This is a genomic window from Streptomyces sp. CoH27 (assembly GCF_020181035.1).
Lineage (GTDB): Bacteria > Actinomycetota > Actinomycetes > Streptomycetales > Streptomycetaceae > Streptomyces > Streptomyces camelliae.
Map to the genome: position 1 here is coordinate 21504 of NZ_JAIQYY010000021.1, position 21617 is coordinate 43120.

17 protein-coding genes and 2 pseudogenes are annotated in these 21617 nt (G+C 70.2%); 10 read left to right on the plus strand and 9 right to left on the minus strand.

Translation table 11 applies throughout. The features are described 5' to 3' along the window. Positions 1-4 precede the first annotated feature (4 nt). The 3 genes from LE548_RS31565 to LE548_RS31575 all read left to right on the plus strand — a co-directional run bounded on the left by LE548_RS31565 (position 5) and on the right by LE548_RS31575 (position 2581). A complete protein-coding gene (locus tag LE548_RS31565) occupies positions 5-424 on the plus strand; it encodes a hypothetical protein (RefSeq protein WP_225100413.1) in 420 nt (139 codons plus the stop codon). Positions 425-459: 35 nt separating this feature from the next. Further along, on the plus strand, positions 460-603 hold the full coding sequence (locus LE548_RS31570; RefSeq protein ID WP_225100414.1) for a hypothetical protein: 144 nt from the start codon (positions 460-462) through the stop codon (positions 601-603). 739 nt (positions 604-1342) lie between these two features. Continuing rightward, a complete protein-coding gene (locus LE548_RS31575) occupies positions 1343-2581 on the plus strand; it encodes an MFS transporter (RefSeq protein ID WP_225100415.1) in 1239 nt (412 codons plus the stop codon). Positions 2582-2600: 19 nt separating this feature from the next. On the opposite strand, the gene LE548_RS31580 is transcribed toward LE548_RS31575, so the two are convergent. The 4 genes and pseudogenes from LE548_RS31580 to LE548_RS31595 form a co-directional block, all read right to left on the minus strand. Next, the gene (locus LE548_RS31580) at positions 2601-3263 is read right to left on the minus strand and encodes a serine/arginine repetitive matrix protein 2 (protein ID WP_225100416.1); all 663 of its coding nucleotides are present in this window, start codon (positions 3261-3263) and stop codon (positions 2601-2603) included. Between the two features lie 38 nt (positions 3264-3301). Next, positions 3302-4474: a hypothetical protein gene (locus tag LE548_RS31585; protein WP_225100417.1), complete on the minus strand. Its 1173-nt coding sequence runs from the start codon at positions 4472-4474 to the stop codon at positions 3302-3304. Positions 4475-4478: 4 nt separating this feature from the next. Then, the gene (locus LE548_RS31590; RefSeq protein WP_225100418.1) at positions 4479-4673 is read right to left on the minus strand and encodes a DUF397 domain-containing protein; all 195 of its coding nucleotides are present in this window, start codon (positions 4671-4673) and stop codon (positions 4479-4481) included. Then, a pseudogene (locus tag LE548_RS31595) lies at positions 4670-4870 on the minus strand (Scr1 family TA system antitoxin-like transcriptional regulator); the annotation flags it as partial. The pseudogene LE548_RS31595 and the gene LE548_RS31590, both read right to left, overlap by 4 nt. 491 nt (positions 4871-5361) lie before the next feature. On the opposite strand from LE548_RS31595, the gene LE548_RS31605 reads away from it, so the two are divergent. Continuing rightward, on the plus strand, positions 5362-6246 hold the full coding sequence (locus LE548_RS31605) for a hypothetical protein (RefSeq protein WP_225100419.1): 885 nt from the start codon (positions 5362-5364) through the stop codon (positions 6244-6246). A gap of 30 nt (positions 6247-6276) precedes the next feature. Here LE548_RS31605 and LE548_RS31610 read toward each other — a convergent pair whose 3' ends face one another. From LE548_RS31610 to rpsL, 5 genes are all read right to left on the minus strand, one after another. Further along, complete coding sequence (locus LE548_RS31610) at positions 6277-9315, minus strand: glycosyl hydrolase 115 family protein (RefSeq protein ID WP_225100421.1); 3039 nt, start codon at positions 9313-9315, stop codon at positions 6277-6279. Between the two features lie 177 nt (positions 9316-9492). Continuing rightward, the gene (tuf, locus tag LE548_RS31615) at positions 9493-10686 is read right to left on the minus strand and encodes an elongation factor Tu (RefSeq protein WP_225100422.1); all 1194 of its coding nucleotides are present in this window, start codon (positions 10684-10686) and stop codon (positions 9493-9495) included. 156 nt (positions 10687-10842) lie between these two features. Continuing rightward, positions 10843-12969 carry an elongation factor G gene (gene fusA, locus LE548_RS31620; RefSeq protein WP_225100424.1) on the minus strand — a complete coding sequence of 709 codons (2127 nt, stop codon included), beginning with the start codon at positions 12967-12969 and terminating at the stop codon, positions 10843-10845. Between the two features lie 39 nt (positions 12970-13008). After that, positions 13009-13479 (minus strand): 30S ribosomal protein S7, encoded by a 471-nt coding sequence (rpsG, locus tag LE548_RS31625; RefSeq protein WP_003998848.1) that lies wholly within the window; start codon positions 13477-13479, stop codon positions 13009-13011. Positions 13480-13481: 2 nt separating this feature from the next. Next, entirely contained in the window at positions 13482-13853 is a 372-nt protein-coding gene (rpsL, locus tag LE548_RS31630) for a 30S ribosomal protein S12 (RefSeq protein WP_003948652.1), read from the minus strand. A 456-nt stretch (positions 13854-14309) separates the two neighbouring features. On the opposite strand from rpsL, the gene LE548_RS31635 reads away from it, so the two are divergent. The 6 genes and pseudogenes from LE548_RS31635 to LE548_RS31660 form a co-directional block, all read left to right on the plus strand. After that, positions 14310-15086, plus strand: a complete 777-nt coding sequence (locus LE548_RS31635; protein ID WP_225100425.1) for a Crp/Fnr family transcriptional regulator — start codon at positions 14310-14312, stop codon at positions 15084-15086. 748 nt (positions 15087-15834) lie between these two features. Continuing rightward, entirely contained in the window at positions 15835-16668 is an 834-nt protein-coding gene (locus tag LE548_RS31640) for a hypothetical protein (protein WP_225100426.1), read from the plus strand. Continuing rightward, positions 16665-18863 (plus strand): hypothetical protein, encoded by a 2199-nt coding sequence (locus LE548_RS31645; protein ID WP_225100427.1) that lies wholly within the window; start codon positions 16665-16667, stop codon positions 18861-18863. The genes LE548_RS31640 and LE548_RS31645 overlap by 4 nt, the downstream gene beginning before the upstream one ends. 29 nt (positions 18864-18892) lie before the next feature. Next, positions 18893-20704: a hypothetical protein gene (locus LE548_RS31650; RefSeq protein WP_225100428.1), complete on the plus strand. Its 1812-nt coding sequence runs from the start codon at positions 18893-18895 to the stop codon at positions 20702-20704. Beyond that, positions 20701-21228 (plus strand): Pycsar system effector family protein, encoded by a 528-nt coding sequence (locus LE548_RS31655; RefSeq protein ID WP_225100430.1) that lies wholly within the window; start codon positions 20701-20703, stop codon positions 21226-21228. The genes LE548_RS31650 and LE548_RS31655 overlap by 4 nt, the downstream gene beginning before the upstream one ends. Before the next feature lie 51 nt (positions 21229-21279). Then, positions 21280-21617, plus strand: a pseudogene (locus LE548_RS31660) (peptidase); the annotation flags it as partial.

A 21617-nucleotide genomic window follows, 5' to 3' on the forward strand; every position in this document is an offset into this window, starting at 1 on the left:
CAAAATGACTCACTATGCAGACCTGTCCCCCTATGAATATGTCAAGGAGTCGATCCCGGCAGCAGTGACCGCGGTCAACGTGGGCTGGCTGGAACCGGGCGAGGAATACCCGCAGGGGGATGTTCCCGACGGCTTCATCGAAACCCTGGCCATCATCGTGCGGGACAGCCGTCAGATGAAAATGCGTGGATGGCACAGTTGCCCGCTCCCGCACGTCGGCTACACAGCGGGCTACCCGATCAGGGTCGACGTGGACGGACAGGACGTCGCCCTCGGTGCGGCCGAGGTTCGGGTCGTCGCCCGGTCCGGAGAGTGGATGATCGCACCGGATCTCATCCTTCACTATGTGTCGAACCACTCCTACAAGCCTCCAGCGGATTTCATCGATGCCGTGCTGAATCAGCGCATCGCGCCCGCCGTGTGACGAGGCCGCAAAAGTCACCGAAGGGGACTCACTGGATGGTAACGAAAGAGGAGGCGGTGGCGGCGGCCGCCCGGCTCCTGAAAACACTCGCCTATCCCGACCGGGCCGATTCTGTGGTTGTATTTCCTGACACGGCAATCGAATTCCGCTACGGCTGGACAGTGCGCTTCGATTTTTAAGGAGCATCTGGAAACGGGCGACCCGATGGCGGCACCGTTCAGTTCGATGATCGTCGCCCCGCACGACGGCACGGCGGCCCACTTCCCTCCGACGTTCCTGCCGACAGGGGAGTACATGGAGCGGCGGGCCGCTGGTGACTGACCGCCGAAGAAAGGCCATTGAGATGCCAGGTCCCGACCAGCGGGTCCCGGCCTGGCTGCACATGACCTACGGCGGGCTGGTAGAGCCGGCCTCACCCCATCCGGTCAGCTCGTCCTGCTGGATGGCCTGACCTCTTCACTCGCCCGGCTCGACACGGCACCACTGCTGCGCGAGATCGTCCTCCTGCGGGCCCTGCCCGGGGCATCCGCAGGTCGGCGTTCTCCCTGGCAGCAATCGGCTCCGGACAAGACGCGGCGCGGCTGGGTCTCCTCCTGCAACAGCAGGCGCTTCCTGGATGACGGGCAGTGGCAGGACGCCATGCTGGACGCGCTCTCGGCGCTGCCGGTCGGTGCCCGCGCCCTGGTCTTGGTCCGCCGGACGGACGGCCGCGGCCGCGGGGCCGTGGGCTGACTCTTGAATGCGGTGCGCCTGGAGGACGGTGTCGTGGTCATCGACGGCTCGTCGGACGGGCCGGTGTCTTTCGACCCGACGGGCGTCCACGGCCTGCATGTGATCCGCTATCGCTGAATTGGCCCACTCTCGTCGCGGGCAATTGGATCTTGGGGCGGGGCCAGGAGCTGTCTAGCGTCTCTGTACATGACAGTTCCCGCCCCGACCGAGAAGACAGCCCCTGAAGAGACAGCGCCCGAGCTGGCGGACCAGCCTACGACTTCACCCCCACCGCACCCCCGCCTGATCACCCTCCTCGCGGCGGCCTGCGGCCTGATCGCCGCCTGTCTCTACTACTGCCAGCCCCTGCTCCCCCGGATCGCGGACTCCTACGGCGCCTCCCCCTCCGCCGCCGGCGCGCTGGTGACCGCCACCCAGGCCGGCTACACCCTGGGCCTGCTGCTGATCGTCCCGCTCGGCGACATCGTCGCGCGCCGCCGGCTGATCGCGATCCTGCTCGGCGCGGCCGGCGCCGGAATGCTCCTGTCCGGAGCGGCTCCCGCACTGTGGGTACTGCAGGCCGGAGGTTTCGCCGTGGGCGCCGGGGCGGTCGTCATCCAGATCCTCATCCCGTACGCGGCCTCCATCGTGCCCGCGGACCAGCGCGGCCGGGCGATGGCCACCCTGCTCACCGGCGTCCTGCTCGGCATCCTGTGCTCCCGTACGGCGGCCGGGCTGCTCGGCGGAGCCTTCGGCTGGCGCACGGTGTTCCTGGCCGCGGCCGGAACGCTGGCGGCCGTGGCCCTGCTCCTCGTCCGGCTGCTGCCCCCGTCCCCGCCGGACGTGTCCCTCGGCTACGGCGCCCAGCTCGCCGCCACGCTCCGGCTGGCCGCCGCGGAACCGGTCCTGCGCCGCCGCTCACTGATCGGCGCGTGCTGCTTCGCCGCCTTCAGCGTCTTCTGGGCCACCTCGGCGTTCCTGCTCGCCGGCCCCCACTACGGCTGGAGCACGTCCGCGATCGGGCTGTTCGCGCTGGTGGGCGCGGCGGGCGCGATCGCGGCCAAGGCGACGGGCCGCATCGTCGACACCGGCCGCGAGGCGGTGGCCACCGGTGTGCTGCTCGCCCTGGGCGTGGCCGCGTTCGCCGCGCTGTGGCCGGGCGGCCGCAGTCTGGTCTGGCTGGTGGCCGGGGTCCTGGTGCTGGACGTCGTGGTGCACGGCGTCCATCTGCTGAACATGAGCGTCGTCTACGACCTTCCGGACCACCCCAGGGCCCGGATCGCCTCGGTCTACATGACGTCGTACTACCTCGGCGGCGCGGCCGGCTCCGCGATCGGCGTCACCGCGTACCGCTTCGGCGGGTGGGGAGCCGTCCCGGCGACGGGAGCGGCGCTGCTTGCGGTGGCGCTGGTGGTGTGGGCCGTGGGCCTTCGGCGGCGTACGTGACGACGATGACGCCGCCGCACTAGGACTGCGGGCCGTACGGGGGCCACGGCGCGTACCCGTAGGGCGGTGGGCCCCACTGCGGCGCAGGGGTGAGCCGACGGCGGTGACGGCCCCGTCGGACGGCGGTGACGATGACGATGGCCAGGGACGAGACAACCGCGGCGAGGATGCAGCCGACGCCCGCGACGACACCGCGGACCGTAGCCCCCATTCGGGGCTGGTCTCCCACCGCGAACTCGGCCGGAAGCTCCGAGGTGCAGGTGAGCGTGTAGTCACCGCTGCTGCCGGGCTTCACCTCGAAGACACGCTCCCAGGTGCGGGAACCCAGGGTGATACGGAAGGTGCTGTCCGGCTGGGTCATCGACCCTGACCCCAGCTCCGGGATCCGGCACTGGACCCGGCCCTTCCCGGACTGGGAGACGTAGATCGCCTTGGTCTTCCCCTGGACGAAGCTGAACGTCCGCGAGTCACCGCTGGAGAAGCTCCGGGCGGTGTCGATCGAGTCCAGCGTGTTCTTCACCGTCACCACGATGAAGGCGGTACCGACACCGGCCAGCATGAGCCCCAGCAGTGCGGCCACCACGTACCAGATACGCCGAGGCCGCAGGTCCTTCGCCGGAATGGTCGGCGGCAGGGGCGGCGGACCGCCGTACGGCGGTCCCCAGGGAGTTGGTGTGGTCACGACAGCGCATGGTAGTCAACGGAGTGTTGAGCTCCGCTTCAGGTGCGGGTGACCGTGCCGCAGCCCTTGTGGTGGTCGTCCGTCAGGGACTTGCTGCGGTCGTAGGGGTCCGCGGTAGGGCCCGTGGCAGGGGCGCCCGTGGGGCCGCTGTCCGGGAAGACGGGGTGGTAGTAGCCGTCGTAGACGCCGCACTCGCTGTTGTAGAACTCGCTGTCGGACGACCGGACCCCGAGCTTGCCCTCGGTCGCGATCCACTTGCTCGGGTCGAGCAGGACCATGGTCAGGTCGCGGCGGATGATCGTCCGTGCCACGACATCGCCACCGCCTTTTCCACCGGCCCGGACCAGCGGGTAGACGAAGGTGTAGTCCGCGTGCACCCGCACCTCGCCCGCGGCACCGGCGGAGAACGTCATATGGCCGCGCACCTTGACCACGTCACCGGCGAGCGCCACCTCCGACGGGTCGAAGCGGGTCACCAGGTGCAGGGGGTCGTGGTCACGGTCCGGGGTGCGCAGCGAGCGCCGCAGGTCGGACAGTGTGTGGGGCTGCCGCGGGTCGAGCAGGGCCAGCGCCGCGTCGGGCTGCCCGCCACGCAGCACGGCCGGGTCCAGGTTGGTGCCGACCAGGAACTCCTTGGTACGGCGCAGGGCGAGGGCCACGTCCTGCTGGCTCATCCCGCCCACGGCCTTCGCGGCCGGAACTTCGATGGCATCCGCCCCGTCCGCCCACCGCTGGGCGGGCGAACCGCGGAACGGGTCCTTGCGGGTGGGCAGTCCGGCCTGGCCGACCCCGCCGGGCCGCGGTGCGGAGGAGGTGTGGTGACGGCCGGGAAGCCGGTCCAGCAGCAGCGACGGCCGTACGGCTATGACGGCGAGCCCCACCGCCAGCACCACACCGATCACCGAGCCCACGGTACGGCGCCTGCTGTTCCGCCCGTTCATCTCCCGCCAGGCCGGACCGGTGCGCCAGCCCTGCGGCTCCTGTTTCCGCTTCCGCTGCCACCACCGTCGCCGGCCGCCGCCCTCGATCACCTGGAGCTGCGTCGCCTCATCCTGCTCCCGCAGCCGACGGGCCACCATCCGCGCCCGCGCGGACGGCTCCTTCGGCGCGTTCCGGCCACCGTCCTCCACGGCCTCACGCAGGAACGCCTCCCACTGCTCGTCAGGTATGGAGGACTCATCGGGGTGATCGGAGGGCGGGACGGTGCTCACGGGTTCACTTTCCAAGTCTGAGCGTGCGAACGAACTCCGACCAGGCCTCCGGCGCGAGGCCGAGGCGGGGGCCGGCGGGGTTCTTGGAGTCGCGGATGTGGATGGTGGTGGGGGCCGCTACGGCGACCTCGACGCAGTCATTGCCGTTGCTGCTGTCGCTGTAACTGCTCTTTAACCAGTGGAGTTCGGCAGTGCTCATAGTTTCCCCAGCGCTTGCTCGATGAGGGCCTGCGACTCCCTCGGCGTGAGAGCCTGCGCCCGGATCATGCCATAGCGCAGTTCAAGGATCCGGAGGTCCTTGGGGTTTGAGACCGGGCGGCCGTTGAACGCACCCTCGGAACGTCCGATCGCCGTGCCGTCAGCGAACTTCAGCACCTGGATCGGGCCCTGCGTCCCAGTCTGCCCCGCGCCCAACGCACGTCCCCCGACGACGAATCCGGTCGCGGCCTGCTCCTCGTGGCCGCACTGGCCGACCGCTGGGGAGTGGCCGACGGGCCCACCCCGCGCAAGACCGTCTGGGCGGAGGTGAAGACCGGCCCCACCGGATCGCGGCCGATCCCGTCCCCGTGAGTCACAGCGCCATGGCGTCGACCACCCGGAAGAGTGAGATTGTCCAGCTCAGTTGGATTTCCGCCTAGTTCACTGGCATATGCTCGCCGCGACCAACCGCAGATATGCGGCGACCCCGGGCCTGACCACTCAGGAAGCGAACCGCGCCTTCGTGCGACCAGCCACTGAGTCCGCGCGGCATCACCCAACGGCGATCGGCCTACCTGGCGCGCACCCGCGAACGCCTCCCCAGCGGCCGGATCGTCGCGCACACAGCGTCGTACAACCAGCCCCTGACCACCGAGCCGCCCACACAAAGAAAGGTCACCGACACGAATATGGTCAGTGCCACCCACGAGGCGTTGCACCGGATCTTCCAACAGGATCCTGGTCTGTTCGCCCGCGCAGCCCGCGCGATCGGCGCCCCGTTCGCCGATCCCGTGGCCAGCGCTCCGTTACCCACCGACCTCACCGAGAACCACCCGGTAGAACGACGCGTCGACACCCTGTTGAAGATCGAGACGGCCGACTCGGGCGAGTACATCCTGGCTGTGGAGGCCCAAGGCAAGAAGGACCCGGCCAAACGGGCGAGCTGGAGCTACTACCTCGCCCATCTCTACGCGAAGTACAAGATCCCGCCCGTCCTCGTCGTCGTGTGCCCGGACCGGTCTACGGCCAGGTGGGCCGCCCAACACGTGGAGATCGGCCCGCCGGAGTGGCCCTGTCTCACCCTCAGGCCACTGGTCCTGGGCCCGAACAACATCCCGGTCGTCACCACACCGGAAGAGGTGGCCCACGATCTGCCCATGACCGTTCTCTCCGCCGCATTGCACCGCCAGGATCCGGAGATCAAGGCCATACTGGAAGCTCTGGCCCCTGCGTTGCGTGAGCTGCAGGGACGCGACAAAGACACCGCAGAAATCTTCATCGAACTGACCCAGCAAGGCCTGGACAGGAGCCCGGCCGCAGACCTCTGGAGGAGCCTCGTGGCTGTCGATCTCTCGTTCTTCACGTCATCCCTCGCCGAAGGACTACGGGACGAGGGCCGAGCCAGGGCCAAGGCCGAAGATGTGCTGCGACTCCTCGACAGGCGTGGCGTCGAGATCCCGGACGAGGCTCGCGAACGCGTCACGTCGTGCGACGACCTGGATCTTCTGAACGCCTGGTTCGACCGAGCGATCACCGCCACCTCGGCCTCGGAAGTCTTCACCGAGACCGAGTGACAGCCTGACTCAGGGGCCGGTCGTTGCGCCTCAGACCCTCCGGCTCTCCCCCGGCCCCAAGTACAGCTCAGGCATCCCACCCGTATCGACCACCAACCGCTGCACCACCACCGTCGGGTCCACCATCCAGAACTTCAGCCGGTGCACCCCGGCCCCCGACCCCACGGAGTGCCTCGTCGCCGTCCGGTTGACGTTGTCCGACGTGTTCCGGGCCCACACCGCGTTCAGCGCGCCGTCGTCCGCCCCCGCCGTGATGTCCACCGTCCGGATCGGGCCGTCGTCCAAGGACACCCCGTAGCTCAAGCCCGTCACCCCCGGCAACGCCGGATTACGAGGCGAGACGTACGCCCACACCGTCACCTCCCCGGGACCGGACAGCAGGCTCACCTCATACTCCAACCTCGGCGAAGAGCCGCCCGGGGTCACACTCGGAGCCGTCACCGGCCACGGAGTCATCCCCGCCCCCGTCCGCCCGATGCCCTCCAGCCGACGCCATTCACCCACCGCCCGGTCATAGTGCTCGGCGTCGATCGCCACATACCCGCCCGCCTCGGCAAAGCCCCGCAGCCCCGCAGCCGGCGCCCTCTCCGTCACACACCTCACCGTCACCGACGCCCCGGCGCCCGTCACCGTCAGCGTCCCCTCGGCCGCACCGGAAGGAGCCCGGGCCCAGTCCACCCGGACCTCCACCCGCACCTGCTGCTCCACCCGGCCCCGCACACGGTCCACCACCAGCCACGGCACCGACGACCGGACCTCGTACTCGAACGGCGTATCGCCCCTGTTGAAGATCTCCACGTACTGCTGCGGCCGCGTCTGGTACCGGCTGAACGGCGGAAGCACCGGCACGTCCGTCGTCGCACCCCCCGGCCACCACTCCCCCGCGTCCTCCGCCCCGTCGACCGACACCCCCAGCTCAGCCCCGCCCGGCACCTCGATCCGCCGTACCGCCGGGAAGAGGACGTCCGGCAGCGCCACGTTGTCCTTCTCCGGCTGCTGCCAGCCCGCGTTCGGGCCATAGCGGTCCACGTCGCCGTAGTCGATGTGCGGCTGGGTCTGGAAGCCCTTCCATTTGCCGCCCGCCACCTGCGAATTGAAGCGGTCCGCCAGCGCGAAGTCCCGCGCCAGGGCCGCTTCCGCCTGCGCCGCGCGGTCGTTCGTCGCCGCCCGGCCCTGGCCGGCGTACAGCAGGTTCGTGAACTCCGCCGCCCGCAGGCCGTACAGATTCGCCGTCGCCGTCACCTCGTAGCCGACCAGCTCGTACCACGCGTCCTGAAGTTCACCCGGCAGCCGGCGGGCGATACGTTCCGCCCGGTCACCCAGCACCCGCCACTCCTCCGTCACCCGCTCCAGCTCCCGGTGCGCGAAGTAGTACGGGGTCTGCTGGTCGTCGTACACGACCTTGCCGTCCACCATCGTGATCCGGCGGTTCAGGAGTTCCGGCTTGCGCCGGGCCTGGAGGCGGCCGTACGTCGCCAGTACCGACGCGATCTCGCGCGCCGAGGTCTCCCCGAAGTTCTGCCGGGCATAGCGCTCCTCCCACTCACCCACACGCTCCAGCGGCCACGCCTCGGGGTTCCAGGCGTACGACAGGAAGAACTCCGTCGGCAGTTCGTTGCCCTTCAGGTCGCCCACGTTCGCCACCCACAGCCCGTGGTTGCCGTAGGCGTGGGCCTGGTGGAGCTGCTCCCAGACATTGCGGAGGTTGGCCGTGTCGACCCACTTGTAGTTGCGGCCCGCGCCCACGTAGTCGAAGTGGTAGTAGAGCCCGAAGCCGCCGCCGCGTACGCCGTCCGGGTGTTTGCGGATGTTGCCCCAGTTGTCGTCCGTGAGGACCACCGTGACGTCGTCCGGGGCACGCAGGCCGCGGTCCCAGTAGCGCTGCACCTCCTTGTACAACGTCCACACCTGGGGGGTCTCGGCCGCCGGCTTCCCCGTCACCTCCTCGATGATCTTCCGCTGGTCGGCGATGATCTGCTCCATCAGCTCGACGCCGTCGCCGTCGGGCAGGCCCGTGTCGCCGTTGCCGCGCATGCCGAGCGTGACGACGCCCTCGAAGCCCTGGTCCACCATGCGCTGGATGCCGGCTCGCCAGTACGACCTGATCGCGGGAGCATTGCGCCGGTACGACCACTCGCCCGTGCCCCCGTAGGGGTCGTGACCGGGGCTCGCGTGACGGTTCCACTCCTCGATGCCCCGCATCATCGGCGCCTCATGGGATGTGCCCATGACAATCCCATACTCCGCCGCCCGCCGATGGTTCTCCAGGTCGTCCTCCGCGAAGGCCCTGCCCCACACCGCCGGCCACAGGTAGTTCCCCTTCAGGCGGAGCAGGACCTCGAAGACCTTCTCGTAGAAGGCCGAGTTGAAGCCGCCGGGATAGCCAGGAGCCTTCCCCGGGCCGAAGTACGCCGGTGCCCACGTGCCGAGTGCCGGATTCTCGTCGTTGATGAAGAAACCCCGGTACTTCACCACCGGAGTGCCCTGCGTGTAGCGGCCGGCCCGCACCCACACCCGGGACCGGCGCACCGGCGGCACGTCGTCCCACCAGTGCCACGGCGAGACGCCGATGCCGTACGAGACGTCGTACGCGCCGAAGATCGTGCCGCGTGGATCGCTGCCCGCGATGACGAACGCCCGTTCCACACCGGGCATCGGGTGATCCACGACCGTCTGCAACGAGGTCTCCCACCGGCCGCGCACACCCGTCACGTCCAGCTTCCCGGACCGCACCAGGCCGTCGATCAGCGGGCTGCGGCCGATCGTGCCCAGCAGCACGGGAAAGCGCCCCGTCGTCGTCCCCGGACGGACACCCGTCACGCGCGCGATGTCGTCCCGCAGGTCCCCTGCCACCCGTACGACCCCGGGGTGATCCTCCGGGCTGACCACCACGGGCGCACCGACGAGCGAGAAGTCCCCGCCCGTGAAGGAGATGTACGAGCCCGGGTGCGTGACCCGAGGACCAGGGCCCCCGTCACCCGCTGCGAACGCAGACCCCGAGACCCCCGAGGCCACCACCGGCACAGCGGCCAGCCCCGCTCCCAGCACAGTTCTGCGCGCCACGGACATACGTCCCCCTCCGGCTCCCTATTTGCTCAGCGGCATGACAAATAGTGAGGGGAGTGACCCGTAGGGGGAACGGGTCGTACGCGACGAATACTTTCGACAACGCGGAAGAGGCCCGTACGACCGAAGTCGTACGGGCCTCTTGCCTTGGTCAGTCAGTGACCCTCAAGCAAGCGGAACTTACTTGACGATCTTGGTGACCTGGCCGGCGCCCACGGTGCGGCCACCCTCACGGATGGCGAACTTCAGGCCCTCCTCCATGGCGACGGGCTGGATGAGCTCCACCTTCATGTCGGTGTTGTCACCCGGCATGACCATCTCGGTGCCCTCGGGGAGGGTCACCACGCCGGTCACGTCCGTCGTACGGAAGTAGAACTGCGGGCGGTAGTTGTTGAAGAACGGCGTGTGGCGGCCACCCTCGTCCTTGGACAGGATGTACGCCGTGGCCTCGAACTCCGTGTGCGGGGTGACCGAGCCCGGCTTGATGATGACCTGGCCGCGCTCGACGTCCTCGCGCTTGATGCCACGGAGCAGCAGACCGACGTTCTCACCGGCCTGGCCCTCGTCGAGCAGCTTGCGGAACATCTCGATGCCGGTGACCGTGGTGGTGGTCTTCTCGGTCTTGATGCCGATGATGTCGACGGTCTCGTTGACCTTCAGGACACCACGCTCGATACGGCCGGTGACGACCGTACCGCGACCGGTGATCGTGAAGACGTCCTCGATCGGCATCAGGAACGGCTTGTCGACGTCACGCTCGGGCTGCGGGATGGACTCGTCGACAGCCTTCATCAGGTTGAGGACCGAGCCGACCCACTCCGAGTCGCCCTCAAGGGCCTTCAGAGCGGAGACCTTGACGACCGGGACGTCGTCGCCCGGGAACTCGTACTCGGAGAGGAGCTCACGGACCTCAAGCTCGACGAGCTCCAGGATCTCCTCGTCGTCCACCATGTCGGCCTTGTTCAGGGCGACAACGATGTACGGAACGCCGACCTGGCGGGCCAGGAGCACGTGCTCCTTGGTCTGCGGCATCGGGCCGTCGGTGGCGGCGACCACCAGGATCGCGCCGTCCATCTGGGCGGCACCGGTGATCATGTTCTTGATGTAGTCCGCGTGACCCGGGCAGTCGACGTGGGCGTAGTGACGCGCCTCGGTCTGGTACTCGACGTGCGCGATGGAGATGGTGATACCGCGCTGGCGCTCCTCGGGCGCCTTGTCGATGTTGTCGAACGGGGTGGCCTCGTTCAGGTCCGGGTACGCGTCGTGCAGCACCTTGGTAATGGCGGCCGTGAGGGTCGTCTTACCGTGGTCGATGTGACCGATGGTGCCGATGTTGACGTGCGGCTTAGTCCGCTCGAACTTCGCCTTCGCCACTGGGGTCCTCCTGTGGAGTGGTTCTGTACGCCTTACTTCATCGGCGCCAGGTGATCTTTGCTGTAAAGGCCCGGAACCGGGGGCAAACATCCGGGTTTACGGCTGTTTGCCCCTTGAGGCTCCGGAGTCAAGCCTACGGCGTGTGAACGCGGTGCGTTACTCGCCCTTGGCCTTCGCGATGATCTCCTCGGCGACGTTCCGCGGAACCTCGGCGTAGGAGTCGAACTGCATGGAGTAGCTGGCGCGGCCGGACGTCTTGCTGCGCAGGTCGCCGACGTAACCGAACATCTCCGAGAGGGGCACGAGACCCTTCACGACGCGGGCACCGGCCCGCTCCTCCATGGCCTGGATCTGGCCACGGCGGGAGTTGATGTCGCCGATGACCTCACCCATGTAGTCCTCGGGCGTGGTGACCTCGACGGCCATCATCGGCTCAAGGAGCACGGGCGAAGCCTTGCGCGCGGCCTCCTTGAAGGCCTGCGAACCGGCGATCTTGAAGGCGAGCTCGGAGGAGTCGACCTCGTGGTAGGCACCGTCGTGCAGGATCACGCGGACACCGGTCATCTCGTAACCGGCGAGGATGCCGAACTGCATGGCCTCCTGCGCACCGGCGTCGACCGAAGGGATGTACTCCTTCGGGATACGACCACCGGTCACCTTGTTCACGAACTCGTACGAGGTGTCGCCACCCTCAAGCGGCTCGATGCCGATCTGCACCTTCGCGAACTGACCGGTACCACCGGTCTGCTTCTTGTGGGTGAAGTCGACGCGCTCGACGGCCTTGCGGATCGTCTCGCGGTACGCCACCTGCGGCTTGCCGACGTTGGCCTCGACCTTGAACTCACGGCGCATACGGTCGACCAGCACCTCAAGGTGCAGCTCGCCCATACCACCGATGATGGTCTGGCCGGTCTCCTCGTCCGAGTGGACCTGGAAGGACGGGTCCTCCTCGGCCAGGCGCTGGATCGCGACGCCCAGCTTCTCCTGGTCGCCCTTCGACTTGGGCTCGATGGCGACCTGGATGACCGGCGCCGGGAAGTCCATGGACTCCAGGATGACCGGGTTCTTGTCGTCGGACAGCGTCTCACCGGTGGTGGTCTGCTTCAGGCCCATGACGGCGACGATGTCGCCGGCGCCCACCGACTCGATCTCCTCACGCTTGTTGGCGTGCATGCGGTAGATCTTGCCGATGCGCTCCTTCTTGCCCTTGACGGAGTTCAGCACCGAAGAGCCGGACTCCAGGCGGCCCGAGTAAACCCGGACGAAGGTGAGCTTGCCGAGGTGCGGGTCGCTCATGATCTTGAACGCCAGCGCGGACAGCGGCTCGTCGTCGGACGGCTTGCGCTTGATGACGACCTCGGCGTCCTTGACGTCGTGGCCCTCGATGGCCTCGATGTCGACCGGGGACGGCAGGTAGCGCACGACCGCGTCGAGCAGGGGCTGGACACCCTTGTTCTTGAACGCGGTGCCACAGAACACCGGGGTCACCGTGGTGTCCTTGGACTTGCCGGACGCGATGGTGATGCGACGGATCGCGGCGTACAGCTGCTCCTCGGTGGGCTCCTGGCCCTCCAGGTACAGCTCCATGATCTCTTCGTCGTTCTCGGCCACGGCCTCGACGAGCTTGCCGCGCCACTCCTCGGCAGCCTCGGTGTGGGTGTCCGGGATGTCGACGACGTCGTACATCTCGCCCTTGGTCGCCTCGGCGGACCACACGAGCGCCTTCATGCGGACCAGGTCCACGACGCCCTTGAAGTCGGCCTCAGCACCGATCGGCAGCTGCATGACCAGCGGCTGCGCACCCAGGCGGTCCGAGATCATGTCGACGCAGCGGTGGAACTCGGCACCGGTGCGGTCGAGCTTGTTCACGAAGCAGATGCGCGGCACGCCGTAGCGGTCCGCCTGACGCCACACCGTCTCGGACTGGGGCTCGACGCCGGCGACGCCGTCGAACACCGTCACGGCACCGTCGAGCACACGCAGGGAACGCTCCACCTCGACGGTGAAGTCGACGTGGCCCGGCGTGTCGATGATGTTGATGGTGTGGTCGACGTCTTCCAGCGGCCAGTGGCAGGTGGTGGCAGCAGAGGTGATCGTGATGCCACGCTCCTGCTCCTGCTCCATCCAGTCCATGGTGGCAGCGCCGTCGTGGACCTCACCGATCTTGTAAGACACACCGGTGTAGAACAGGATCCGCTCGGTGGTGGTCGTCTTGCCCGCGTCGATGTGGGCCATGATCCCGATGTTGCGGACCTTGGCCAGGTCAAGTGAAGTGGTAGCCATAAGGCTTCAGTCTTCTCTCGGTCTCGATGTGGGTAGCGACTACCAGCGGTAGTGCGCGAAGGCCTTGTTGGACTCGGCCATCTTGTGCGTGTCCTCGCGCTTCTTGACGGCCGCACCGAGGCCGTTCGAAGCGTCGAGAAGCTCGTTGAGCAGACGCTCGGTCATGGTCTTCTCGCGACGGGCGCGGGAGTAACCGACCAGCCAGCGCAGCGCCAGGGTGTTGGCACGGCCGGGCTTGACCTCGACCGGGACCTGGTAGGTGGCGCCACCGACACGGCGGGACTTGACCTCAAGGGTCGGCTTGATGTTCTCCAGAGCGCGCTTCAGCGTGATGACCGGGTCGTTGCCGGTCTTCTCGCGCAGGCCCTCCATGGCGCCGTAGACGATGCGCTCGGCGGTGGAGCGCTTGCCGTTCAGCAGCACCTTGTTGATGAGCGACGTGACCAGAGGAGAACCGTAGACCGGGTCGATGATGACCGGGCGCTTCGGGGCGGGGCCCTTACGAGGCATTCTTACTTCTCCTTCTTGGCGCCGTAGCGGGAACGGGCCTGCTTGCGGTTCTTGACACCCTGGGTGTCGAGGGAGCCACGGATGATCTTGTAGCGAACACCCGGCAGGTCCTTCACACGGCCGCCGCGCACGAGCACGATGGAGTGCTCCTGCAGGTTGTGTCCCTCACCCGGAATGTAAGCGGTGACCTCGATGCCGCTGGTCAGACGCACACGCGCGACCTTACGCAGGGCCGAGTTCGGCTTCTTCGGGGTGGTCGTGAACACACGCGTGCAGACGCCGCGACGCTGAGGGGAACCCTCAAGTGCGGGCGTCTTGTTCTTCTCGACCTTGTCCTGCCGGCCCTTGCGGACCAGCTGCTGGATCGTAGGCACTACTTCTCCGGTTTCTGTGTGCCGATGGGTACAGCTAACCTGGGACGTCACCGACCCACGCGGTCGGGTGTGTCGAATCCCGCGGACCCTTGCCGCCAGGCGAAAAGGACGCAGATCACGGTGGCCATATCACGGCTCGCCATGCGGTTGAAGGCACGCACGAGAGCCAGGGCACACCCCAGGCACAAGGTCTGAGCGTACCTACCTCACGGACTTCGGTCAAAACAAATGGCGCGGCCCCCGACACGCCGGACTTCTCACCTCGTAAGCCAGCTTTCGCCCCAGTTGTCCGATGACCTCTCCCCGGCCGCCCCGGTACGGCGTCACAGCAGGTCGGAGGGGTCTTCGGCGCCCTTGGGACAGACGCTGGCCGGTTTACGCTCTTGCGGGTCGGGGGCGGGGTGCGCTTTCAGTACGTTGATCCGTCCGCTGCGGGTGAACAATTCGGGGGCCGGCATGACGAGCACGTGGACGAGCGCCTATGCACGGGACGACGGTGGCCTGGACGACCGGGTGCCCTTCCTGGCGAGGCTGGAGACAGAGGACCGGGCCGCGCTGCTGGCGCTCGGCCGGGAGCTGGCCTACACCGCCCGGACGGTCCTCATCCACCAGCACGAGCCGTCCTCACACGTGCTCTTCCTGCTCACGGGCTGGACCAAGGTGACGGCGGCGGCCGCCAACGGCTACGAGGCGCTGCTCGCGCTGCGCGGCCCCGGGGACATCGTCGGCGAGTCGGCCGCGCTCACCGGACGGCCGCGCTCGGCGACGGTGACCGCGCTGGAGCCGGTGCGGTCGCTGGCCGTGGAGCACGAGAAGTTCCGCGACTTCCTGCAGGGCTCCCCCGCCGCGTCCTTCGCCCTGCTGGGCCTGACCGCCGACCGCACTCGTGCGGCCGACCGCCGCCGCCTGGAGTTCGCCTCCATGAACGTGCGCGAGCGCCTCGCCGTCCTCCTCCTGGACCTGGCCCGCACCCACGGCCGCCGTACCGAGGACGGCATCGAGGTCTCGATCCCCCTGAGCAAACAGGAACTGGCCGGCTCGGTCGGCGCCTCCCGCGAAATGGTCCAGCGCCTCCTGAAGGAACTCCGCGACAGACAAGCGGTCACCACAGGCCGCCGAGCCCTCCTGATCCACCGCCCCGACATCCTGCGCCGCATAGCCTCCACGGCCGCGGCACCAGAGGTCCAGGGGATACCGGGGATCCCTTCACCGGCAGGGCCGACGGAGGGGTGAGGGCGGGGGGAAGGCGTGGCTGGGGTGGCAGGGGCGGGCCGGAGCCAGGCGAAGCCGCCGAGCGGAGGGTGTGCGCAGGGGCTGCCGCCGGCCAGGGCCGACCAGAGGGGCAACCACCGCCGTACCCGGTCGCCCGCAGCCTGACAGCAGCCCCCGGTGCACCGGGCACACCGGGCACACCGGGAATTCCGGGGTTCCTCCGCCCGCCACCACACCCCGCCCGAGGCGTGCCGGCGGCCGAGCGAAGCCGCTGAACAGCGTCACGCGTCACGCCGAGGGGACCGCCGACGACCGGCGCCACTCTGTGCCCGGCAGCCGCCGGCCCGGCCGCCTCACACACGCCGACCGCCGCCAGGCGTGCCGACCAGGCCGAGCGAAGCCGCTGAACCGGCGTCACGCGTCACGCCGAGGGGACCGCCGACGACCGGCGCCACTCTGTGCCCGGCAGCCGCCGGCCCGGCCGCCTCACACACGCCGACCGCCGCCGATCGGGGCCTGCCCGATGGCCGACCACCGCCGCGCACCCAGTCCTCCGGGCGCGGCGGTCGCCGGATTTCAGGTGGCCGAGAACCTGACCGGCCGACGTACGCGACCAGCCACCCGGCCCTGCCGCCCGCAGGGTGACTTCGGTCCCCGGGTTCACTCTGTGCACACGGTCACACTCCGACTGCGTCATCCGCCCTCACACCGGACGCCACCGGGCCGTCACTCTGCTGGTCTGCACGGCGGAACCCCCCGAGAGGCGACCATGACCGACCCCGTGAGCCGGACGATCCTGTTGCTGGACATCGAGCGGTTCAGCGACCGCGACGACGTGGAGCAGGCCTATCTGCGGCGGATGCTCTACGACCTCACCGACCGCGCCCTGGAGCGCGCCGGCATCGACGAGACGCGGCGGCTGCGGGCCGACCGCGGGGACGCGGTGATGGAGCTGATCGACGCGAACGCCTCGGTCACCGCGCTGCTGCGGGTCCTGCTCACGGAGGTCCCGGCCGAGCTGCGCACCGTCAACCGCATGGCCTCCCGCTCCGCGCAGATGCGGCTGCGCGGTGTCGTCGCCACCGGCTATGTCGCCGTGGACGAGCACGACGGCTGGGTCGGCTCCGACCTGAACCACGCCTGTCGGCTGCTGGACGCCGGCCTGCTGCGCCAGGCCCTGCGCGAGCGCCCCGACGACTTCGCCCTGTGCGTCTCGGACGCCCTGTACACCGGCGTGGTCCGCCACGACCACCCCGGCGTCCCCGCCGCCGACTTCCGCCCGGTGACGGTGGACAGCAAGAACGGCCCGCTGCGGGCCTGGCTGCACGGGCCGCTGCCCGTCGGCCGGGACCGGCAGGGGGAGCACGGCCACGGTGAGACGGGGGAGGTGCCGGGCGGGTCGGGGGACCGCCCGGCACCGGCCGTCCCCCTCCAGGACGGCCCCGGCCGGTCCGCAGGCCCCTCCGTCACCATCCACGGCGGCACCTTCAGCGGCGGAGTGATCGGCGGCAACCAGTACGGCGGCATCAGCGGCGGCCACTTCAGCGGCAACGTCTCCTTCGGCGAGCGTGACGGGGACAGCGGGCGGGGTGAGGGCGCGTGAGCACGCCGGAGGCGCCGGCCCCGCCCCGCCCCGCCACCACGCCCCCGCCCGAGCCGGCCGCGGACGAGCCCAGGCCCGGTGACGGCACCGCGGACCAGGGCGAGGCCGAGGAGCGGGACCAGCCGCAGGACTCCTGGTCGGCGCGGCGCGACCTGGTCGACCACAGCCCGCGCACCATGAACGTCGGCGCCCGCGCCCGCTTCAGCGGCGGCCTGCTCGGCGGCGACCAGCACGGCGGCATCAGCGGCGGCCACTTCACCGGCGACGTCTTCCTCGGCAGCAAGACCGAGGTCTACCAGGTCTCCGTACCGGGCGGCGCCGCCCCGGCCTCCGGCGAGGTGCCCGAGGCCACCCTCCAGGAGCTGGCCCACGACTTCGCGGCCGACGAGCCGCTGATGCAGCGCCTGCTGCACCGGCTGCGCGAGGACCGGGTCCTGGTGCTGTCCGGCGGCCGCTTCACCGGCCGGCGCACGGCCGCGCTGATGCTGCTGCACCGCCTCGGCGCCCTGCCCGTGCGCACCCTCGTCCGCGACACCACCGCCGGCAGCCTCGCCGACCAGTTCAGCGGAGAGCAGGGCAAGGACAAGGCCCGCGGGCATGTGCTCTGCGACCTCGCCCCGCGCCGCGGCGAACCACTGCGCTGGACCCATCTGCTCGCCGTCCGCGAGCGCCTCGCCGAACGCGACGCCTACCTCGTCGTCACCCTGGACCCCGGCGCCGCGCTGGACGACGTGACGGCCGAGGAGTGGCACCCGCCGGCCGCCACCGACGTACTCGCCGCCCACCTGCGTGCCCGCACCGACGAGGAGACCGCCGGAAAGCTGCTCGGCCTGCCGCAGGTCACCGAGTTCCTCAGGCACAGCCACCAGCCGCGCGAGGCCGCCGCGTTCGCCCGCCTGCTCGCCCGGTACGCGACCGGAGACGCCGCCGAGGCCGCCGTAGGACAGTTCTCGCTGGTGTCCCTGGAGAGCCAGGTCCAGGAGTGGTTCGAGGCGGAGGAGGCCGCGCTGCACCTGCGGGACAAGGCGTTCCTCGTCGCCCTCGCCGCCTTCGACGGGGGACCGTACGCCCTCACCGCCGAACTCAGCGACCTGCTCTACCGTTTCCTGCAGGAGACCGAGAACCCGGCCCAGGTCCCCGAGGTCCCCGTGTTCGGCACACACGTCGGCAAGCGGCTGCAACTGGCGCGGGCGCACACCTACTGGGAGCCCGAACACACCGAGTGGGGCCCGGTCGACCAGCAGAAGGCCGCGTTCCGCGACGAGCGCGCCTCGCTGGTGCTGCTGCGCGAGGTGTGGACCGGCCACCCCTCCGCCCGCCCGGCGCTGATCCGCTGGCTGCGTCAACTCGCCGACGACGGGCGGCCGTTGGTGCGCACCCGGGCCGCCTCCACGGTCGCCGTCCTCGCCCGTACCGACCTGCCGTCCGCGATGGCGCTGGTCATCGAGCCGTGGGGCACCTCCAAGCGGTACCGGCACCGGCTCGTCGCGGTCAACGCGCTCGCCCTGGCCCACCTGGTCGGCACGCCCAACATCCCGCGCATCCTCGACAACTGGTGCGAGGACGGCCCCCCGTCGCTGCGCTGGGTGGCCGTGCGGGCGTACGGACTGATCGGGGCCGAGCGCCCGGAACAGGCCATGGCCGCACTGCGCCGCGCCGTACGACGGCTGTACGAGGACGCGCCCGACGACATCGACGGCGAACTCGGCGCGGAACTCACCGAGGCCGTCGAGCTGTTGCTGCTGTCCGCGGCGAGCGACCGCGTCCTGGCCGAGCTGCGCGCCCACCTCGACGACGACCGGGCCGTATGCGACCTGACCCTGGGCGGTTTCGTCGGGGCATGCCGGCGTATCGAGGGCGACGAGCGGTACGGCACTCCGCTCGTCCTCGCCTGGTTCGCCCGCGCGGCCGGAGACGGCGGACCCGCCGCGGAGGGTGTGCCGTTCCTGTGGCGGGCCGCGCTGGCCGACCTCGGCACCACCCGGGAGGCGCTGGACGTCCTGCGCACCTGGGTGCTGATCGCCGACCGGTCACCGTCCGTCGAGTGGGCCCTGGCCGCTCTGCTGCCCCTGCTCGTCAGCACGACCGCCGACCACCAGCGGCTGAGCCATCTGCTGCGCACCATGCCCGGCGAGGACGGCCCGACCCCGCCCGGGGTCGCCGCCCGCCTCCTGACCGTACTGTCCGACCGCTGACCGCCCCCTGAAACCCTGGACACGACACCATGCCCTCTTTCCGGCAACCCGAGTGGCAGCAGCCCGCCGACCGGCACACCCAGCTGGTCGACCCGGTGCTCACCGTGCGGCAGCTGGCACGCTTCGAGTTCAACTTCCGCTCCCTGGTCCGCATCGACCACGCCCTCGTCTTCTCCACGCCCAAGGGCTCCTACGAGGCCTATCTGCCGCCGCACCGGCCGACCCGCTCCGAGATCACGGCCAAGCGCTATTCCGCCGTCTACGAGGTGGACATGGGCGTCCACCCGCACACCGCGGCCCTCAACCTGCCCAGCGACAACGACGCCTTCGAGTTCACCGCCGAGGTCGACCTGTCCTGGCAGGTGCTGGACCCGGCCCGGTTCGTGGCGAGCGGCCACCGGGACGTGCCCGCGCTGGTGCTCGGCGAACTCCAGCAGGCGGCCCGGCCGGTGACCCGGCGCTTCCCGGTCGCGCAGAGCGCGTCGGCCGAGCAGGAGCTGCTGCAGGCGGTGACCGTGCTGGGCCCGCTCGGGGCGACGGCCGGCCTCCAGGTCACCTGGACCCTGCGGCTGCGCCGCGACCAGGCCGACATCGAGCACCAGCAACGGCTGCGCGCCATCGGCCACTCCGCCACCGAGCAGGCCTACGCGGCCCAGCGCGGCATGGAGGTCGACGTCGAGGTGGATCGTCGGCTGCGCCAGCAGGACGCCTTGCAGATCGAACGGGCCGTCGCCTACGGCACCCAGCAGCACGAGCTGCTCCTCCAGCAGCAGCGCCAGCAGCACGAACTGGCCCTCCAGCAGGGGCGTCAGCAGATCGAGCTGCAGCAGATCGAGGCCCAGAAGATCGCGTTCTACCAGCATCACCTCCAGCAGGGCGGCGTGCACTCCTGGGCCCTGCATCTCGCCCAGCATCCGGAGGACTCCCACCTGGTGATGTCCAGCATGCGCGAGGACCAACTCCGCATGATCCAGGCCCAGATGGACCTGGTGAAGCAGCTGCTGAGCGGCGACACGGCCGAGAACTACGAGCTGGAGGGCCCCAAGCAGCTGGCCCTGCGCACGGTCAGCGACATCCTCAACCAGCGCCTCCCGGGCGTCCCACAGCACCCGCCGCTGCTGCCGGAGGGAGCGGGCGGCGCTCCGGGGTACGCCCCGCAGGTGCCCATGAGCCCCGGCTACGCCACGCCGACGGGTGCGGTGCCTGGCTACGGCACGCCGACGGGTGCGGTGCCCGGCTACGCCACGCCGACGGGTGCGGTGCCCGGCTACGGCACACCGACGGGTGCAGTACCCGGCTACGGCACGTCGCCCGCCGCTGCCGTACCGGCCGCACAGCCGTCGCCCACGACACCGCCGGCGGGGCCGTCGGACGCGCCGCCGGCCGGGCAGTCGGTAGCCGGACAGTCGGTAGCGGGGCAGTCGGTAGCGGGGCAGTCGGTAGCGGTGGGCAAGGGGCCGGCGGACGCGATCCCCCCGGAGACGGCCCCGGCGCCGCAGCCCCTCGGGCCCGCGGCCCCCCCGGCACCTCCGATGTCCGCGAGCCCACCGGTGCCGCCGGCCCCTCCTGCCGCACCCGTCACCCCGGCTGCCTCACCTGCGCCGAACACCCCACCGCCACCCCCCGCTCCCCCGGCCACGCCCTACAGCCCACCGGGGATGCCCGGGCCCTACACCGCCGTCCCCGGCTTCCCGCCCCCGCCCGCCTACGCCCCACCGCCCCCGGCCTGGCAGCCGCCTCCCGGGTACGGCACGACGCCGACGGTGCCCGATCCGCGAACGGCGGCCGAGACGGACGGTGCGCAGGCGCCCGACGACGACGGTGACGGGAGCGCTCCATGACCACCACGGACCCGCCTCCTCCCGGCACCCCCACCACCGCCGCCCAGCTCTGTGAGCGGCTGCTCGCCGAGACGCGGAGCGAGATCGCGCACGCCGACAACAAGGCCTCGGTCCTGGTCGCCGCGCTCGGCATGACCGCCGGGGTGTTCAGCGCGCTGCTCGCCGGGCGGAGGTGGGGCCCCTCGGAGCTGTCCGCCGTGGGCACCGCCCTGTGGTGGGCCGGGGCCCTGTCGCTGCTGGTCTCGCTGTTCGCCCTGCTGCTCGCCGTACTGCCCCGCTATCAGCTGGGCACCTGGGCGCCCGGGGAGCCGCTGTCGTACTTCGGCGACATCCAACAGGCCGTCGCGCAGGGCCGGTTGGACGACGCCCTCGCCGACACCGTGCTCCGGCCCGCCGTCGGCCTGGCCCGCGCCCTCTCCGAGAACAGCCGTATCGCCGCGCGCAAACACCAGTGGATCCGCACCGGACTCCTCGCCTTCTGCGCCGGCACGGTCCTGTTGCCGGCCTCCCTGCTGATCGGCTGAACCGCCCGTCGACAACCGTCCCCACCGCACGTGAAGGAACGAACGACCGCCATGACCCAGCCTCCGCCGCCACCCCCGGACCACCCCGAGCCATCCACCCGCCCCCACTCCGAGCCTCCCCCACCGGCGCATCCCGAGACGCCACCGCAGTATCCCGAGACGCCACCGCAGCACTCCCAGGCCACACCGCCGTACCCGCAGGCCACCGCCTCCGCACCGCCCCAGTCCCCGGGACCCGCCCCGCAGTACCCCGGCACCACACCCCAGCACCCCCAGGCCACCGCCTCCGCACCACCGCAGCACCCGACGACGGCACCCCAGCACCCGACGGCGGCTCCCCAGTACCCGCAGGCGACGCCCTCGCACCCGCAAACCACCTCCTCCGCGCC

Coding starts and splice junctions, on each gene's coding strand:
- LE548_RS31575 (WP_225100415.1), top strand. CDS start 1,343: ATGACAGTTCCCGCCCCGACCGAGAAGACAGCCCCTGAAGAGACAGCG.
- LE548_RS31640 (WP_225100426.1), top strand. CDS start 15,835: ATGACCGACCCCGTGAGCCGGACGATCCTGTTGCTGGACATCGAGCGG.
- LE548_RS31570 (WP_225100414.1), top strand. CDS start 460: ATGGTAACGAAAGAGGAGGCGGTGGCGGCGGCCGCCCGGCTCCTGAAA.
- LE548_RS31655 (WP_225100430.1), top strand. CDS start 20,701: ATGACCACCACGGACCCGCCTCCTCCCGGCACCCCCACCACCGCCGCC.
- LE548_RS31565 (WP_225100413.1), top strand. CDS start 5: ATGACTCACTATGCAGACCTGTCCCCCTATGAATATGTCAAGGAGTCG.
- fusA (WP_225100424.1), bottom strand. CDS start 12,969: ATGGCTACCACTTCACTTGACCTGGCCAAGGTCCGCAACATCGGGATC.
- LE548_RS31635 (WP_225100425.1), top strand. CDS start 14,310: ATGACGAGCACGTGGACGAGCGCCTATGCACGGGACGACGGTGGCCTG.
- LE548_RS31610 (WP_225100421.1), bottom strand. CDS start 9,315: ATGTCCGTGGCGCGCAGAACTGTGCTGGGAGCGGGGCTGGCCGCTGTG.
- LE548_RS31650 (WP_225100428.1), top strand. CDS start 18,893: ATGCCCTCTTTCCGGCAACCCGAGTGGCAGCAGCCCGCCGACCGGCAC.
- LE548_RS31590 (WP_225100418.1), bottom strand. CDS start 4,673: ATGAGCACTGCCGAACTCCACTGGTTAAAGAGCAGTTACAGCGACAGC.
- LE548_RS31605 (WP_225100419.1), top strand. CDS start 5,362: ATGGTCAGTGCCACCCACGAGGCGTTGCACCGGATCTTCCAACAGGAT.
- rpsG (WP_003998848.1), bottom strand. CDS start 13,479: ATGCCTCGTAAGGGCCCCGCCCCGAAGCGCCCGGTCATCATCGACCCG.